We start from the raw sequence: 15,091 nt of genomic DNA, 5'->3' as shown, positions 1-15,091 counted from the left end.
TGTTATTCACCAATTAAAATGTCTATGCGATAAACCATTTAAAATGTCCTGTTTTTAACCACAAGAGTCAAGCACAGGATTTAACTTTCTTTGTTCAATAACAGCTTTCTGAGCTTTACGACTCGGCATACTTTTCTTGAGACGGGAACGTTTATTCTGTTTTTCCAACTCTTCATGCTGTTGCTGAATATGTGCCAGAACTGTACCTAACCGTTTATTCTCAACGATCTCATTCTGCTGTAGCCCAGCTAATTTATTGAAAATGCTGTAGTTGAGCTTTCGTCCCTCGTGCATGAGGGCCACAGTGCCATCTGGGTACTCCAGAAATGAAATATATTGCCCAACAAGCTTATGATTCAGCTCTGTCGGTTCAAGCAGATAAATACATTTGTCATAGGTCAGGGTCAGATTCTTGGTGACCTTACGCGGTTCCTGCCAGGTAAAAATATCATCCAGTTCAAGATGAGATTCGGTTAATGGCCGATGTAAATTCTTTGAGTTTCGCGCACACTTGGCAAACTTCTGATTGAAATGCTCAATAAAGCAGGGCAGCCAGGCATTTGCCTCGGCAATTGAACAGATACCTTCTAGGCGCATTTCCTTGATCAGGCGATCCTGGAGTGTTCTATTGGCACGTTCCACACGGCCTTTGGCCTGGGGTGAGTTGGCGAAGATAATATCAATATTTAACTCATTCAGAATCCGCCCGAATTGCGTGATTTTGCTGTCCTGGCTCGATTTCTGGTTCACTCGGAAGACCGAATGTTTATCGCTATAAAAGGCCAGAGGCTTACCGTATTGTTCAATGTAGGCTCGGGTTGAAAGCATATAGTCGAAGGTCGTTTCCGCCTCACAGAAGTGCAGATGCAACAGCTTTCCAGTGGCATCATCGATATAAACCAGCAAGCAACACTTAGCAGCGCGTCCTTCGAACCAGTCATGATATGAGCCATCAATCTGGATTAGCTCACCGAAGCAATCCCGGTTATAACGTGGCTGATATGGACGTTTAAGGCGCTTGGATCGTGGAATCCAGAGGTCATTTGCAGTCATCCAGCGCCGAAGCGTTTCTACCGGGATATTCAGGTCAAACATGCTGCTGAGCTTCTCATGGGCCAAGGTAGGTCCAAATCCCAGCAGATGTTCAGAAATAATGGAAAGACATTTTGATTTTAATAAATCATCATGGCGACGATGGCCAGGTTGACCACGACTGGCATGCGCCATACCTGAAACACCATCTTGATTGAGCTTCTGTAATAACCGGGTAATTTGACGGGTTGAAAGATTAAGGATTTCAGCAGCACGGACTTGTGTAATACGATAATCTCGAACGTCTTGCAGAACTGCAAGACGTTGAATTTCTTTGTCAGACATAGTGATCAGCATCTATATTTCATATCCAGTCCATGATGTTTAAGCCATCATAAACTAGACATTTTTATTGGTGAGAATATAGACACTTTAAATGGGTTCTAACAACCCATTTTCGTATAAGAGATTTTATGTTAAATAATAAAAAGGTTCTAAAGCAGAGTTTTCGTTATTAGAAAATCTTATCTATTGTCATAAACCATGTAGCATTATTACGCTCATAAAGCGGTAAATTACTTTCAATTTTTTGATACCGATAGTTTAATTTAGGAGTAAAACCCTTCCACTGCCACTGTTTGCGCCAAGCAGCTACATTTAATTCATATTCATTGTCTTTGCGATGGATACCATACCAAATGTTATCTGCTAAAAAATTACGCTTAGAATAACGTATGTTGCCATTGATACCCAATGAGTCCCCAAAGTATAAAAATCCGCTTCGTATACCTTGTTTATTGGATGATTCAGCTTCGTCTGCTAAGCGATCTTGCAGCCAGTCTACGCCACTATATATGAGTAATTGGGATTTTGGTTGGTACATAACTAATGCAGCTTGGCTATTAGAATGACCATCATAATAGTGTGCAAGGTCTGAATCTTGGTATCGTTTTTGGATATGCGTTGTATTGGCAGAAACTTGTAAGCGATTTGATAACAATCGATTGTATTCTAGCCCTGTACCATAGTTATGGCTGTAACGACTATTGCCTAATATGTTTTGTCCAATAAATGGAATTATTCCAAAAGACTGCTTAAGATCTTTATATTTATAACCTGTATCAATCCGAATCGTTTGTTCACTATAATCTTTATTATCCCAATAGTTTATACCGTTAAATGTTGCGCTAAAATATGCATAATGATTACTCATCATATTTTTTTCACGTGATGCATTTAATGTATAACCAAGACCCTTTGCCTTTTTGGGGAGTGATTCTTCATCACGTATGAAAGTTGCATCTCCAATAGAAATCTCTTTTATATTAGATGATTGATTAACATTATCTGTTTTTTCAAAATTAAAATTTACTGTTGGTTGCCAGTCCTGAGACTTTTTCATAGTCGTTAGTAACTGATCTATCAATCCTTGTATTTGAGTAGGAAGAAAAGGTCTTACTATTTCAAATTCACTTTTGGCTTCATTATATTGTTTATCTTCAAACAGCATCATGGATAGATCAAAGCGTGGATAATGTAAATTGGGATTGTTTTTAATAATCTGTTTATACATTTCTATGGCTTTCTTTTGCTTTCCTTGAAAACGATATAAAGCCCCTAAACCATATTCATATAAAATATGATCATAGCTATCAGCTTGTCTGTATTTATCTAATAGTTGTTCAAGCTCGTTCCAGTCTTTATGAACAATTGCCTGATTAATATAGTCTTCTAAACTTGAGTTTGGAGGTAGTGTGGAGAGATTTAGCTCCGTATCTACTGTTTTTCTGATTAATAATTCAGGTTGGATAAATGGATCTTGCTCAAAAAATACTGTTTGGTTTGGTGGTAATTCTTGGGAAAAAGCAGTACTAGAAAAAGCTACTGAAAATAATAATAAACATTTGATATTCATCAAATTACTGCCAATATAATGATAAAAAACCGTCTGAAATGGAATATATTTTCAGACGGCCTAGAGTATATATAATTTAGGATGAATTTTTATTTAGAAATTTCACCACGGATGCCGCCAAAACCTACTGTATCTTTACCATTAAAAACTACTTTACCAGCAATTTCTTCGGCTTTTTTACCATAAAAATCTAATGAATACATGCCAGTGTTATTTAACTGTTTAGCTGTTGAGGTGATTCCAGTTCCAGAAATAGAACCTTGATCTAGGCTAATAACATTGCCTAAACCAGTGATTTGACCTGAACCTAAGCGATCGCTGAAGTTAACGGTATAATTTAATTGCCCTTCTTTAATTGTATCCTTAGATTGAGTAAATGTATTGAAGTCAAATTGACCAGGAGTATATGTACCATTAAAGGCTTTGCCTACGTAGGTTGCAGAGCCAATATTTGGTATTGCATCAGTACTCGTTTTTAAACCATTTATAGCAATATTTGATGTACGATTATCAGTTATTAATGCACCAGTACTATTGTTATAAGACACCTGACCAGAATAATTACCTAAAACAACTGAATATGGTTGATTATAAACAACAGATTGTATTCTAGATTCTTGGGTTAATGAATTACGGGTAGAAGTAGAAGAAGATGTAGTTTGTGCAGTAATCTTACCAATAGGATAAGTATTATCAGATATACCCTTAGCAGCAGAAATTTCAGCTTTTTCAATATTAATAATAATAGTATTTAAAGCTGTTTGAGCTGTAGTTGCATCAGATTCTTTATTGGTCTCTGCATAATCAGCAGCTTGCTGGTCATTCAACCCTGCTTCTTTTGCTTTATTTAAAAGCACCAAACGGTTAGCCTCAAGTGCAGCAGCCTTTTCAGCAGCAGCCTTCTCAGCAGCAGCCTTCTCAGCAGCAGCCTTCTCAGCAGCAGCCTTTTCAGCAGCAGCCTTCTCAGCAGCAGCCTTCTCAGCAGCAGCCTTCTCAGCAGCAGCCTTCTCAGCAGCAGCCTTCTCAGCAGCAGCCTTCTCAGCAGCAGCCTTCTCAGCAGCAGCCTTTTCAGCAGCAGCCTTTTCAGCAGCAGCCTTTTCAGCAGCAGCCTTTTCAGCAGCAGCCTTTTCAGCAGCAGCCTTCTCAGCAGCAGCCTTCTCAGCAGCAGCCTTCTCAGCAGCAGCCTTCTCAGCAGCAGCCTTCTCAGCAGCAGCCTTTTCAGCAGCAGCCTTCTCAGCAGCAGCCTTCTCAGCAGCAGCCTTCTCAGCAGCAGCCTTCTCAGCAGCAGCCTTCTCAGCAGCAGCCTTCTCAGCAGCAGCCTTTTCAGCAGCAGCCTTCTCAGCAGCAGCCTTCTCAGCAGCAGCCTTCTCAGCAGCAGCCTTTTCAGCAGCAGCCTTTTCAGCAGCAGCCTTTTCAGCAGCAGCCTTTTCAGCAGCAGCCTTCTCAGCAGCAGCCTTCTCAGCAGCAGCCTTCTCAGCAGCAGCCTTCTCAGCAGCAGCCTTCTCAGCAGCAGCCTTCTCAGCAGCAGCCTTTTCAGCAGCAGCCTTTTCAGCAGCAGCCTTCTCAGCAGCAGCCTTCTCAGCAGCAGCCTTCTCAGCAGCAGCCTTTTCAGCAGCAGCCTTTTCAGCAGCAGCCTTCTCAGCAGCAGCCTTCTCAGCAGCAGTTTGTTCAGTGATTACTGGGGAAGTAGATGTTGTTGAGTGATTTCCACCACTACTACAAGCAGCAGCACTTAGTGCTAAAATAATAGCAGCACTTAATTTTGATAAATTCATTGATGGCATATATAACCTAAATTACATTATGAGTTTAATGTTTAATTAATGTTTCTATATATTACATTCTGTTTCTATTTATTAGAATTAATATTCTAAATATCTAATTAAAAAATAAGTATTATTTAGATTAAATTAAAAATTAGTTAAGTTAATTTACCAATAATTCAACTTGATATGATGTAAAAAACTATCCCTATTTTATCCGCAGAAATTGGGGATATTTTTGGTAATGAATGGATTGATAACACAGACAAAAACTCAAAATTGGTTAAATAGTGATCATTTTTATTGGCAAAAGCTACCAGTTTTGATTAAAAAACAGCCGACTTGTGTCTAAGTCGGCTTTTTGCTGTTTTTGAGGTCGGTCAAAAATTTTTAACTATCTGAAAAACAAAGTCTTTTTATATTGCGTTTCGTATAACGCCCATTATGTTAAATGGAGAATAAATTAGTGGAAAAATCCAGCTTCTAAATTTCGAATAAGAGATTTTTTGTTAAATGGATTTATTTCTGATTAGATTCAATAAACTCTGAAAAATTGATATGACCTGTTAATCTTTTGATATCTTTTTCGGCTACTTTTTCGTTTTTTATCATATGTTTATAAGCTCTTAACTTATTTCTATAGCTTTTAGTTAAAGCTATTTTATCCTGTTGAACTAATAGACCATGCACCTTTAATCTTTGACCCTTAGAAGCATCTGAGAAATAAGTTTTTTGAGTATTTAATTTAAGGTTACTTCCGTTAAATATTTCTTCTAAATCTTGAAGAAGATTTTCAGAATAATCGTTTTTTCCAGAAAATGTGATGTCATCTGCATAGCGAGAAATACAGATATTATATTTCTGACTTAGTTCAACTAATTTAACATCTATGTCTTTCATAAATAAATTAGATAAAATAGGACTCGCTGGAGAACCTTGGGCAAGCACACCATTTAAACAACATAAGTTTGCGATTAATTCTGCTGATTTTGACGAGTAATTTTCTAATATTAGTGATTGAACTACATCATCTTTATGAATAGAAGAGAAAAAATTGACTATATCTACAGATAATACCCACCGAGCTCCTATATGTATTTTAGAAGCATCAGCGAAAGACTTTCCTTTAATAAAACCAACCACATGTGGTTGAAACTCAATAACCTTGCTAAGGTGAGTTGAAAACCATTTTTGAATTACCTTTAAAGCAACCTTCGGAGCAAAAATTTGTCGTGTTTTTTTACCATTTCTAATTGAAAAAGATCTATAAAATTTATTTGGTTTTGTAGATAAGGTATAGATGAAATCTGATGAGTACCCAAAAAGAATAGCTAAGCAGAGTTTAGATACAATGGGGGGGAAACCTCTAGAATATAGTTCTTTAATATTTCCTGAATATTTATCTTGATGGCTTATAGGTAAAGCTTCTATGTATTTTTCAACAGAAGTGAAAGAAACTAGGAGCGGTGGGGCATTCATGACACAATTCTCAAATATGTTTCAATGATGGACTTAAGTCCAAGAGGGCGAATGCACTATTGGACTTAAGTCCATCAGTGATTCTGTGTCTAGCCTTCGCAAACGGGTATGATACACACCCTAGCGTAACTGTTGCACCGCTCCTAAACGCAATTTACCATTTTCTATGACCTAATGAAAGTGCTCTCTTTATATCAGAATTTGAACTATTAGAGACATTTGGAATAATACTCAAACCTTTCCATGAAAGTGCATATTGTTTAGAAACATTATCTCGAACTAATAAACCCCTTTTAATTAGTTTATCTAGTTGCCTATTTAACCATTTAGTATTTATTGATTGAAAATCTAAATTTAAATCGGTTAGAAAAAGTTCTAGTGATATAGGTTGCATTTTTTTTAATGCAATCAGAATCTCTATTGGTGATGGGTATTCTTCAGGATCACCAATCCATTCTATATTTACAACCTCTATATGAGATTCCTTAAATAAAGATTCAATGTACTTGTTTATGCTATTCTTTTTATCTTCATTTAAGTTTTCAACAAAGATTTCCACACTTACTTTTTCAGACGAAAGGAATGTAAAATTAGTCTCATTTATAAGATCACTGAAATTAGCTTTTAAGAGTAACTCGATTCCTTTAGCTAAACTATTTAATCGATCAGATTCTGTATATAATATTTCTATTTTATTTTCATATTCTGAAGACAAGTTTTTCAATAAAATTTCAAGTTGTAGCTTTGAAATGCAACCATCTTTTGCTATTTCACTTATACGATCAATTGGAATATATAATATCAATGAATTATCATAATCCCTCTTCTCTATTCTAGAAATATAGTATTTGTCTTTAATACTTTTTAATTTTTCTAATAATGACGTATCAAGCAAGACCAGCCTCCTTCCAGCCTTTTAAAAGCCGTTTACATAAAATTTCGGCTTTATTTGGCCACTCTTGAGCTGTTGTAAGCTTATATGATTGTAACATTATTATATCATGCTCTTTAGTAAGGGGAATTTCAGGCTCATAGTCAGCCAAAATTCTAGCGTGATATGCATTTTTTAGTAACTGGGCTAGTTCATAACCTGCTGAATGAACATTTGTAAGAATTCGACTTTTGTCTCCTTCATCTATCAGACCTATCCGAAGTTGGTTTTTTAATTGATTTGATACAGGCTTTCTTAAAGCTTTTTCTAATAAGTTAGGAATTTCTGCATGAGCTGTTCCCTTCCAATTACTTTGCATCATTCCTAGTGTTCTTCGTGTTGTTAAAAAAGCTGCGTAGTAATAACGATTGAAGGCACTTCTACCCAATAAATCAAAACTTGTAAGATTATGCTCAGCTAAAGCAAGACGTTGTAGCTCATCTCCAACGATCTGCATCGATTATTCTCACTTAAAAAATCAAAATACATAATTCAGAGAGATTATTATAATTGATAAGTTTATAAATAATTTATATTTTTAAGTTGATATAGGTAGATTATCAGCTATTAGAAAATCGTTAAAATTAAGAATTTCTGAAATTAACATAATACACCTTATACGACATTTCAAAAATTAGATTATCTTTATGATAATTAAAGAAATTTAAAAATTTTGTATAAGCGCCATTATGTTAAGTTTACAGTTCATTCATTATAATTTTTCAGTCATTGCGATAATGATATCCTCTTCAGTGAAAAGATATTCATCTGGATTTCCCATTAAATCTATTCCACCAAGATACAGCACGCCATTCCATACCTTATTTCTTTTTTCATTCGGTATTAGAATCAATGAATTAGTATCTGATGCTGATATTACTGAAAAAGCCCAGACACTTGCTTCTTCTCGTGTCATTCGATTTTGAAGCACGTCCTCAAATACTGATCTCACTTGATCTAATGTTACTTCCATATAATCAACTTCCAAAATGTATTGTTATTTTTAAATTTACCTAAAATTAACATAATACACCTTATACGAAATGTGTTATAATTATCTATAGAAATCAATGCTGTAGTTTCTAGTTGATAGCCCATCTTCCCCAAGATGGGTTTTTTTTATGATTTTTCACGTTCCACGCCTATTATTTAAGCAATGTTTCACGACTTTGTTCATATTAGTTAAACAATCGTGGTTAATCATAGGGTCTAAAAAAACGGCTCCAAAAGCCCCTTTTCTCCGGCTCCTGTTCAACGTGCTCCGGTACGGGAATCCGCTTATTTTCAGCCTGCTCCGGAGTAGTCAATCCGTCATCTTTCGGTTCAGCTTCTGGCCGAGGATCCGTTGCTATATCCTGGCTAGATTTCTGATCGGTAAACGTAGTCATATTGGCTGTGGGAGGCTTCATTTCGATGAGTGTTAGAAGCGTATCTATACGAGCGTTCGCCTTGGATTCACGATCTTCGGCTTTTTCTAACTGTTTTTTTAGGAAGTCGATTTGGCTTTTCAGTTCTACCACTGTTTTATCAATGTATTCAGGTGTATTTTGATTTTGTATTGAAGACGTATCAATACGTTTTGCCTGTTTTGCTCCAAAAGGCTCACCATAGACACGAAGTAGTTCTGAAAAATCTATACAACCATCATGGTCACGACTTAACACACCATTTTTTATATCTTTATATAGTGTAGCTCTAGATTTTTTATACAGCGTTGCAGCATTACTAACACTGTATTTTGTAGCTGTATTCATAGTGTATTGCTGTGTATTTTGAAAATGTATTGGAGAATACAATATGTGTATTCTCCAATACACTCAAGCTTTAAAGCCAAGGTTTTGTAGGTGGGGTAAAAACTGCTTTTGTTGTATTGGATCTCTCAGCATTTCTTTGATTTTTGCTGCTAAGCTCTCATAGCTTTCATTGCCATTTGCTAAGTTTGAAAATTCAGGGAGTCGTGAAAGCTGATTGCCAAACATATTGATTTGAGCATCTGTCATTTGGTGGAATGTTACTTGGGATGTTTTTGTTAATTCATGTTGAGCTGGTATTGCTTTTGATTTAATTCGGAATTGAATATCTGTGATAACTCTACCTTTTTTGAATTGGTCATAGTCAACGGTAATATTGGTATGTTTATTAATTTCACTTACTGCTCTGTCTAAGACATTAGATTTAAAATTAGACATAGTTGAATATTCAGTCGCATCCAGCCCTAATTTTGATCTAAGATCGTTAATACTATATTTCTCAGTTTTTGCTACATTCAACCATTTAATTAGTAGCTCATATAGTCTGATGCTATATTTACTCTTAAAGTCAGACACTTGTTCTATATGGTATTTTGTGAATTGTTCGCTTAATCGGCTAATTAAACTGATAACTTCGTTACTAAGGTATAAAACGATAAGGCCACTAGAATCTACATAGGTCACTTTATTTACCCAATTTGCTGTAGTAAGAGCTTCTTGGCCCTTATATCTATCTAAATAACTAAACTCTCTTCTTTTTAGTGTTTTCGCTGCCTCTCTAAGCAAGCCATAGGCATTATTACTATCTACCTTAAATTGATGAACGTAGTCACTTACGAATACTTCTATTGGTGTATCAGATGTGAGATTAGAAGACTCTCTAGCTCCAACTATGGCCAAGAGCATAATACGTTGCTCTATGAGTGATAAGTTGAAAGAGGCATCGATAAGAGCATTATCCTTAACAACTAATTTATTGTTATTTGTCATGATATGAAGCTTATTAATTCATTTAACTAGGTTATATTCTATTTATTTTAAATAGTCAATAATTCAGCTATTCAAATACCCCTTAAACCTATCTTTATCACCCCTTAAACCTATCTTTATCACCCCTTAAACCTATCTTTATCACCCCTTAAACCTATCTTTATCACCTCTTAAACTATTGCAAATAAAGGCTTATAGCATCTCTAAAAGCATTTAAAAACTTAAAAAATAATTAAAAGCCCAGGCAAAGAAAAATTGCCCTTGGTTTTCGCTTCACTTCGTTCGCTCAAACTCTATTGAATCTCGCTTTCGCTCGATTCGTCGGGGCAATTTTTGGCCTAATCTCGTTGTGACTTTAAAAAAAGCAAAGGCAAGATCAAAAGCAAGTCGGAATTCGCTTCGCTCATCAGCTTTTTTTCTCGCTTCGCTCGATTTAAGAAGCAAACTTGGAAAGTTCGCACCCATTCGGGATGCTCTGTAAAGCAGGTGATTGATGGATAGGGAGCTTGTAATCAGGGAAAGGGATGGTCAAATTTTTTCAGTTCGCTCGTAGACACTCGCTCTGTTTATCGCCTCATGCCACGAGATTTCATTTTAGGAGCTTGTTGCTGTGCTTTGAGCTGTTGTTCTTGTCTAAGTTTCATTTGTTGTTCTGCTTTGATCTTATCCACACAGTTTTTAATAGCTCGGTAGGACTCATAGAGGTTCTGATATTGCTCGGCTTTGGCTGGATGCTCTTTTTGGTACTGTGTCCAGGCATGTGCTTTGAATTTTTCGTTTTCCAATAAATCCTTCACACCATTTTTTTTCTGGTATTCATGTCTATCTTTCAGTTGTTTGTGTTCCTGGTAAATCGCATCACGTTGTGCCTCCCAAGCTTTTTTTCCAAACAGCAAGGGCTTGTTCTGACCTAACTCGTTGTGTTGATCCACCAAGCTTTGCAATTTGTCATGACTTTGTTTGAGTCTGCTTTTCACGATGTCTTGGGCGAGCTGCTGATTGAAGTCATTTTTGTGCTTTTGTTGCTTGTTCAAGATACCTTCGACTTTCTCAAGATTGTCTTGCATAAAATCTAGGTCTAAATTCGCCTCTTTTGCGCTTATTTCGCCTTTGAGCAGTTTGCTTAGAGTTTCTCTCTGTATGTATTGAAATTGCTCTTCTGCGCTTAATGGTGGCGTTTTAGCGCTATTTTGGATATGCATCTGCTGTTCTGTTTTTAGTTTTTTGAGTGTGATCTCATTTTCAGCAATCAGTAGATCCATATTTTTGCCGTATTGCAGCTGAGCCTGATTTCTTTCTTTGATCTCATCGTTGGTTCGGCTGATTTCGGTTTCGATGCCTCTTCTGCGTAGTTCGGTGACTTTCGGTCCTTCGTGCAGGGTGGCCTGCAAGCCATTCTCCTGGTCTTTGTAGCTGCGGTGGTCAACCCTTGCTGTGGATCCGGCCATGTCGAGGTGCATATTGCAGATATCTGCAAAGTGTTCGCGCCAGTGCTCGATTTCTCCACTATGTTTCTGATCGAGTTCCCGGGTTTTTTCTGTAAAACCTTCTGGCGTGAGTTTACGTGTGCTCATCAGGATATGGGCGTGATAATTGCGCTCATCACTGCCGGATCCGGTATGCGGTGCATGGATGCAGGCATCGACGGCTACTTGATGTCTTTCCACGATGCTGGCACATAATTCTTCGAGCATGGCCAGACGTTGTTCCTGGTTTAATTCACTTGGAAAGGCAATTTCAAATTCCCTGGCTACAGTCGAGTTTTTTCGGGTTTCGCGTTGTTCGACTTCGTTCCAGAGTTTTTCTCGGTTTTTTAAATGTTCTGGTGCGCCTTCGGGTAAGTAAATCTCTTTGTATTCCACCCCGGTTTTTCGGCTGTAGTCATGTTCTCGGCCTTCACGTTCACAATAGATCTTTTCACCTGCCCGATAGGCAATCGCAGCAGTGGCGGATCGCCCTGCTGATCGTGCTACGGTTTTGACTGAAAAGTGGTAAATCGCCATGCTTGTTTTTCGCTTTTAAATTTTCACGTAGTGAAATACAACCGTGGATACGGTTGTTGGGGTATTGGGGGAACCCCAATCGGACTTGCAAACGAAGTTTGCATAAGTGCGCTCTTCGAGGAAAACATTACTATACATATAGCACCTTGAATGCATATTCAAGTGCGCTTATGTTAGGGATGGTTTCCCAGGATGATGGTATTGGATTAATGAGCATTACTGAAACACTAGACAGCAAAATCAAGGCACAGGAAGAAAAGCTAAAGCAGTTAAAGGCTCAAAGACAGGCAGCACTGGCAAGAGAACGAGCCAAAGAGAAAGAACAGGCTCGAAAGGATGATACTAGACGCAAAATTTTAATTGGATCCTGTATGTTGAAAATCACCGAAGATGATGAACAGGCCAGAGCTAAACTAATTGCTCAGATGGATAAATATTTAACAGATGAACGTGACCGGAAGTTGTTTAATTTATAATTCTTTGGATAGCTTTTTTATATAAACATTTAATTTAAAAGTTAATACTTTCTAAGTTATTTAAATTTACTTTCAGTTCTGTTGGTTGTTTTCCTGAGATGTAAACGTATAGAAAACTCTACTTGGGTTAATCCCATTTTTTCACACCCTGCTTTAGAGTCAGGCAGCCTAAGGTCTGTGGCTTGGCTTGCCTGAATTTCATCACGTTTTATGGCACCTGCTTCTTTTAGTGAAAGGACAAGATGATCAAATAGTTTGTTATTCATGGAGCGGTCCTTTCACATTATTGAAGCCTGGTGGAAATTTTTTATTGATCTGAAAAAAATCTGCCCAAAACTCTACGCCTAAATTTACTAAAGAAGGATCAGTTTCAAATAATTCCTTCAAATTTTGTGCACTCGTATCTGATTTCCAAAATAGGCTATGTAAAGTGACTGACTGCTTTGCAATATTCATCGTATTTTCATCTGAATAGCGAACGAACAGCGAGATAACCTTTTCATCATTTTCATAAAGAAAGCAAAAAATGATTTTTTCAGAAGAGTCATGTCCTAAAATTTCATCTCTTTTCATAGGTTTTAGTACTCATTTCATCAAGTTAACAGAAGGCAATTTCAATACTTCTGATTTTATAAATTTTACTCTTTCAATGATGCAGAATCCTTTATCTATTTCTAATAATCAGTCTTTTAGAATGAGTTTTATACAAAAAATGAGGGAAAAACTCCCTCATTTTTCTTAGTGTTGTTCATGTTCTTTGTAGTACTGATGCTGTCTTCTGGAATTATGTTTCCAACTTTTAGCAACTTTATAGACATATGCTGGAAGATCATCCCATGCTTCAGCTAGACCAGGCCCTCGCGCTACACGAAGTTTAAGAGGATAGTTTTTATATTCAATGCAATGAATTGAATAAAAGCTTTTCTCTTGGTGTGTACTGAATTTTTTATGATAAACACTTTTCACATTAGGAAAGCGTTTATAAAAATAATCATTAGGATGTGGTTTTTTTACAGATTGATGATACTGAGATTTCAGTCTTTTCATGATTCCTCCTAGGTAACATTACCTAGAAGGGATCCTGTGCAAAGTAGTTCATCCTATTGCTCCTAATCTAAAGGGTGATTTTTGAATTCTTCAATATGGTTTCACGCAGAATTTTACGTATGCATATTTGATAGCCTTTATCCTCAGAATTATATAAGAACTCTGCTTGTTAAATCTAAACAACCAAAAAGCTGAAAATTAATATTCAATAATACTACATAGTGGTATATGATGTAGTTACTACAAGGTAGTATGAACATCAGCAATGTATACAATATGTGAAACCCCATTATTTACTAAATACTGTCTTGTTTATTGGACTCAGGAAGAGTACGAAGAATTTAAAACATTCTTGGCATTAAATCCTGAAGCCGGAGATGTAGAGCCTAATTCAGGTGGCATTCGTAAAATTAGATGGACGAGTGGTGGTAGGGGTAAAAGTGGTGGTGTCAGAGTCATCTACTTTAATCGTTTAACAAATGGAGAGATCTGGTTATTAACCCTGTACAGTAAAAAGCAAACGGTACAGCTTAGTAAGAAAACTCTTCAAGCATTGGTGGAGAAATTAAATGACTCGTTTAATGACTGAAAAAGAACTCGAAGCTTTTGAAGCAACCAGAGATATTGAAGCTGAAATCTTGCTAGGTATAGATGACATGCTTGCTAATAATGCTGCTAAAAGAACTGTAATCACTGAGACCGATGTAGCATTAGCTCGTAGAAAGGCTCAACTGACACAAGAACAGTTTGCCAAACTTCTGGGTGTTTCGAGACGTACACTCGAATCTTGGGAACAAGGTGCTAGAAGACCTTCAGGAGCAGCAACATCCCTTATTCGATTATTTATTGTTGATCCACAATTTGTAAAAGAAAGCCTGGCTTGATTTATATAGCTCTCGATTGAGGGCTATTCGCTATAACCAGATTCGAGAATCATGATGAAGCATTTAGGATTTGTCGGAAAAAGTACAGAACATCTTGGATATACACATGTTGAAATTATTAACAGTTCTCTCCGACTGTCTTTCAACGTGCCATTAAAGAATAATCCTGAGGAAGTCTTTAGAAAAATGGTAGAAAGCAACTACGATTTATTAATGGCGACCTCATCAGAAATTTCGTTTGAATTAGACCATGAAATAATTGAAAATTTAGAAAAATTAATTAAAAAACAAGGTATTGAGTTGGAGGAATTTATTCAGGATACGTTGGTTAAATTTATCAATCAAAACCAATCAGATACTGCCCACTAATTACTATATTCAGGCAATAAAAAACCCCGGCATCCTGCCAGGGTTTTTTATTGGAACATTAGGTCTCTGTGCTCTTGCGTGTCTTATATAGCGCCATCCTGGTGCTTATTTTTAATTATATGGAACTTCCTGTTCCTGACCACTTAATCATATGAAAATTCTATTATTGCGTATAGACGCAAAGGGCCGGAATTGTTGTGAGCATATGCGTACAAGATAGGCTAAAAACTGTCCCAGGTTTATCCGCAGGAAATGGGGATAATTTTAGATCCTGGGACGTTGAGAATATTAGAAAAACCGAAAAATCGGCTACTTTTTAAACAAAATTATTGGCAAGAACTATCAAAACTGCTCATAAAAAAGCCGACTTGTTTCCAAGCCGGGATTCTGCTGATCTTTTAACTTTTTCTTTTATCTTAACTTACTGATATTTAAGTATTATTGCAATTGC

Annotated in this window: 16 protein-coding genes and 1 pseudogene; 4 read left to right on the top strand and 13 right to left on the bottom strand. The window is 36.7% G+C overall.

All coding sequences use genetic code 11. The annotated features are described in order from the left end of the window. Positions 1-54 precede the first annotated feature (54 nt). The 10 genes from AC4CUX_RS19305 to mobQ form a co-directional block, all read right to left on the bottom strand. Positions 55-1,389 (bottom strand): ISNCY family transposase, encoded by a 1,335-nt coding sequence (locus AC4CUX_RS19305; RefSeq protein WP_419306802.1) that lies wholly within the window; start codon positions 1,387-1,389, stop codon positions 55-57. Positions 1,390-1,546: 157 nt separating this feature from the next. Then, on the bottom strand, positions 1,547-2,947 hold the full coding sequence (locus AC4CUX_RS19300) for a surface lipoprotein assembly modifier (RefSeq protein WP_419277861.1): 1,401 nt from the start codon (positions 2,945-2,947) through the stop codon (positions 1,547-1,549). An 89-nt stretch (positions 2,948-3,036) separates the two neighbouring features. Then, positions 3,037-4,722, bottom strand: a complete 1,686-nt coding sequence (locus tag AC4CUX_RS19295) for a histone H1-like repetitive region-containing protein (RefSeq protein WP_490792697.1) — start codon at positions 4,720-4,722, stop codon at positions 3,037-3,039. Between the two features lie 507 nt (positions 4,723-5,229). Further along, on the bottom strand, positions 5,230-6,189 hold the full coding sequence (locus AC4CUX_RS19290; protein ID WP_490792696.1) for a reverse transcriptase family protein: 960 nt from the start codon (positions 6,187-6,189) through the stop codon (positions 5,230-5,232). A gap of 154 nt (positions 6,190-6,343) precedes the next feature. Further along, the gene (locus AC4CUX_RS19285; RefSeq protein ID WP_490792695.1) at positions 6,344-7,084 is read right to left on the bottom strand and encodes a hypothetical protein; all 741 of its coding nucleotides are present in this window, start codon (positions 7,082-7,084) and stop codon (positions 6,344-6,346) included. Then, positions 7,077-7,577, bottom strand: a complete 501-nt coding sequence (locus tag AC4CUX_RS19280) for a hypothetical protein (RefSeq protein WP_490792694.1) — start codon at positions 7,575-7,577, stop codon at positions 7,077-7,079. Before AC4CUX_RS19280 ends, AC4CUX_RS19285 begins: the two co-directional genes overlap by 8 nt. A 255-nt stretch (positions 7,578-7,832) precedes the next feature. Then, positions 7,833-8,093: a hypothetical protein gene (locus tag AC4CUX_RS19275; RefSeq protein WP_490792693.1), complete on the bottom strand. Its 261-nt coding sequence runs from the start codon at positions 8,091-8,093 to the stop codon at positions 7,833-7,835. Positions 8,094-8,316: 223 nt separating this feature from the next. Continuing rightward, the gene (locus tag AC4CUX_RS19270) at positions 8,317-8,874 is read right to left on the bottom strand and encodes a plasmid replication DNA-binding protein (RefSeq protein ID WP_005268333.1); all 558 of its coding nucleotides are present in this window, start codon (positions 8,872-8,874) and stop codon (positions 8,317-8,319) included. A gap of 63 nt (positions 8,875-8,937) precedes the next feature. Beyond that, positions 8,938-9,861: a replication initiation protein RepM gene (gene repM / locus AC4CUX_RS19265; protein ID WP_005268335.1), complete on the bottom strand. Its 924-nt coding sequence runs from the start codon at positions 9,859-9,861 to the stop codon at positions 8,938-8,940. 566 nt (positions 9,862-10,427) lie between these two features. Next, positions 10,428-11,864 (bottom strand): MobQ family relaxase, encoded by a 1,437-nt coding sequence (gene mobQ / locus AC4CUX_RS19260; protein WP_340874169.1) that lies wholly within the window; start codon positions 11,862-11,864, stop codon positions 10,428-10,430. A gap of 209 nt (positions 11,865-12,073) precedes the next feature. Here mobQ and AC4CUX_RS19255 point away from each other — a divergent pair, with 209 nt between their 5' ends. After that, positions 12,074-12,340, top strand: a complete 267-nt coding sequence (locus AC4CUX_RS19255) for a DUF8583 domain-containing protein (protein ID WP_146857204.1) — start codon at positions 12,074-12,076, stop codon at positions 12,338-12,340. Between the two features lie 83 nt (positions 12,341-12,423). Here AC4CUX_RS19255 and AC4CUX_RS19250 read toward each other — a convergent pair. From AC4CUX_RS19250 to AC4CUX_RS19240, 3 genes and pseudogenes are all read right to left on the bottom strand, one after another. Further along, positions 12,424-12,606: pseudogene (locus tag AC4CUX_RS19250) on the bottom strand (transcriptional regulator); the annotation flags it as partial. Then, positions 12,599-12,913, bottom strand: coding sequence for a hypothetical protein (locus tag AC4CUX_RS19245; RefSeq protein WP_114837847.1), 315 nt, complete (start codon positions 12,911-12,913; stop codon positions 12,599-12,601). The gene AC4CUX_RS19245 and the pseudogene AC4CUX_RS19250, both read right to left, overlap by 8 nt. A gap of 165 nt (positions 12,914-13,078) precedes the next feature. Next, positions 13,079-13,387 (bottom strand): hypothetical protein, encoded by a 309-nt coding sequence (locus tag AC4CUX_RS19240; RefSeq protein WP_111810818.1) that lies wholly within the window; start codon positions 13,385-13,387, stop codon positions 13,079-13,081. A 265-nt stretch (positions 13,388-13,652) separates the two neighbouring features. On the opposite strand from AC4CUX_RS19240, the gene AC4CUX_RS19235 reads away from it, so the two are divergent. From AC4CUX_RS19235 to AC4CUX_RS19225, 3 genes are read left to right on the top strand one after another with little or no spacing between them, the layout of a single operon-like run. Next, positions 13,653-13,976: a type II toxin-antitoxin system RelE/ParE family toxin gene (locus tag AC4CUX_RS19235; protein ID WP_000288001.1), complete on the top strand. Its 324-nt coding sequence runs from the start codon at positions 13,653-13,655 to the stop codon at positions 13,974-13,976. Then, complete coding sequence (locus AC4CUX_RS19230) at positions 13,957-14,271, top strand: helix-turn-helix domain-containing protein (protein WP_111810819.1); 315 nt, start codon at positions 13,957-13,959, stop codon at positions 14,269-14,271. The genes AC4CUX_RS19235 and AC4CUX_RS19230 overlap by 20 nt, the downstream gene beginning before the upstream one ends. A gap of 51 nt (positions 14,272-14,322) precedes the next feature. Continuing rightward, a complete protein-coding gene (locus AC4CUX_RS19225) occupies positions 14,323-14,640 on the top strand; it encodes a hypothetical protein (RefSeq protein ID WP_228254635.1) in 318 nt (105 codons plus the stop codon). Positions 14,641-15,091: the final 451 nt, after the last annotated feature.

The sequence above is a fragment of the Acinetobacter sp. 231_lipA genome (assembly GCF_058243005.1).
The sequence above is the reverse complement of the archived record's forward strand: the minus strand, read 5'-3'. Positions and strand labels throughout refer to the sequence as shown.

What these genes read in the sequence shown, in the direction of transcription:
- AC4CUX_RS19275 (WP_490792693.1), bottom strand. Translation starts at nt 8,093, where the DNA reads ATGGAAGTAACATTAGATCAAGTGAGATCAGTATTTGAGGACGTGCTT.
- AC4CUX_RS19230 (WP_111810819.1), top strand. Translation starts at nt 13,957, where the DNA reads ATGACTCGTTTAATGACTGAAAAAGAACTCGAAGCTTTTGAAGCAACC.
- AC4CUX_RS19255 (WP_146857204.1), top strand. Translation starts at nt 12,074, where the DNA reads ATGAGCATTACTGAAACACTAGACAGCAAAATCAAGGCACAGGAAGAA.
- AC4CUX_RS19295 (WP_490792697.1), bottom strand. Translation starts at nt 4,722, where the DNA reads ATGAATTTATCAAAATTAAGTGCTGCTATTATTTTAGCACTAAGTGCT.
- mobQ (WP_340874169.1), bottom strand. Translation starts at nt 11,864, where the DNA reads ATGGCGATTTACCACTTTTCAGTCAAAACCGTAGCACGATCAGCAGGG.
- AC4CUX_RS19305 (WP_419306802.1), bottom strand. Translation starts at nt 1,389, where the DNA reads ATGCTGATCACTATGTCTGACAAAGAAATTCAACGTCTTGCAGTTCTG.
- AC4CUX_RS19280 (WP_490792694.1), bottom strand. Translation starts at nt 7,577, where the DNA reads ATGCAGATCGTTGGAGATGAGCTACAACGTCTTGCTTTAGCTGAGCAT.
- AC4CUX_RS19300 (WP_419277861.1), bottom strand. Translation starts at nt 2,947, where the DNA reads ATGAATATCAAATGTTTATTATTATTTTCAGTAGCTTTTTCTAGTACT.
- AC4CUX_RS19240 (WP_111810818.1), bottom strand. Translation starts at nt 13,387, where the DNA reads ATGAAAAGACTGAAATCTCAGTATCATCAATCTGTAAAAAAACCACAT.
- AC4CUX_RS19270 (WP_005268333.1), bottom strand. Translation starts at nt 8,874, where the DNA reads ATGAATACAGCTACAAAATACAGTGTTAGTAATGCTGCAACGCTGTAT.
- repM (WP_005268335.1), bottom strand. Translation starts at nt 9,861, where the DNA reads ATGACAAATAACAATAAATTAGTTGTTAAGGATAATGCTCTTATCGAT.
- AC4CUX_RS19225 (WP_228254635.1), top strand. Translation starts at nt 14,323, where the DNA reads ATGATGAAGCATTTAGGATTTGTCGGAAAAAGTACAGAACATCTTGGA.
- AC4CUX_RS19290 (WP_490792696.1), bottom strand. Translation starts at nt 6,189, where the DNA reads ATGAATGCCCCACCGCTCCTAGTTTCTTTCACTTCTGTTGAAAAATAC.
- AC4CUX_RS19245 (WP_114837847.1), bottom strand. Translation starts at nt 12,913, where the DNA reads ATGAAAAGAGATGAAATTTTAGGACATGACTCTTCTGAAAAAATCATT.
- AC4CUX_RS19235 (WP_000288001.1), top strand. Translation starts at nt 13,653, where the DNA reads ATGTATACAATATGTGAAACCCCATTATTTACTAAATACTGTCTTGTT.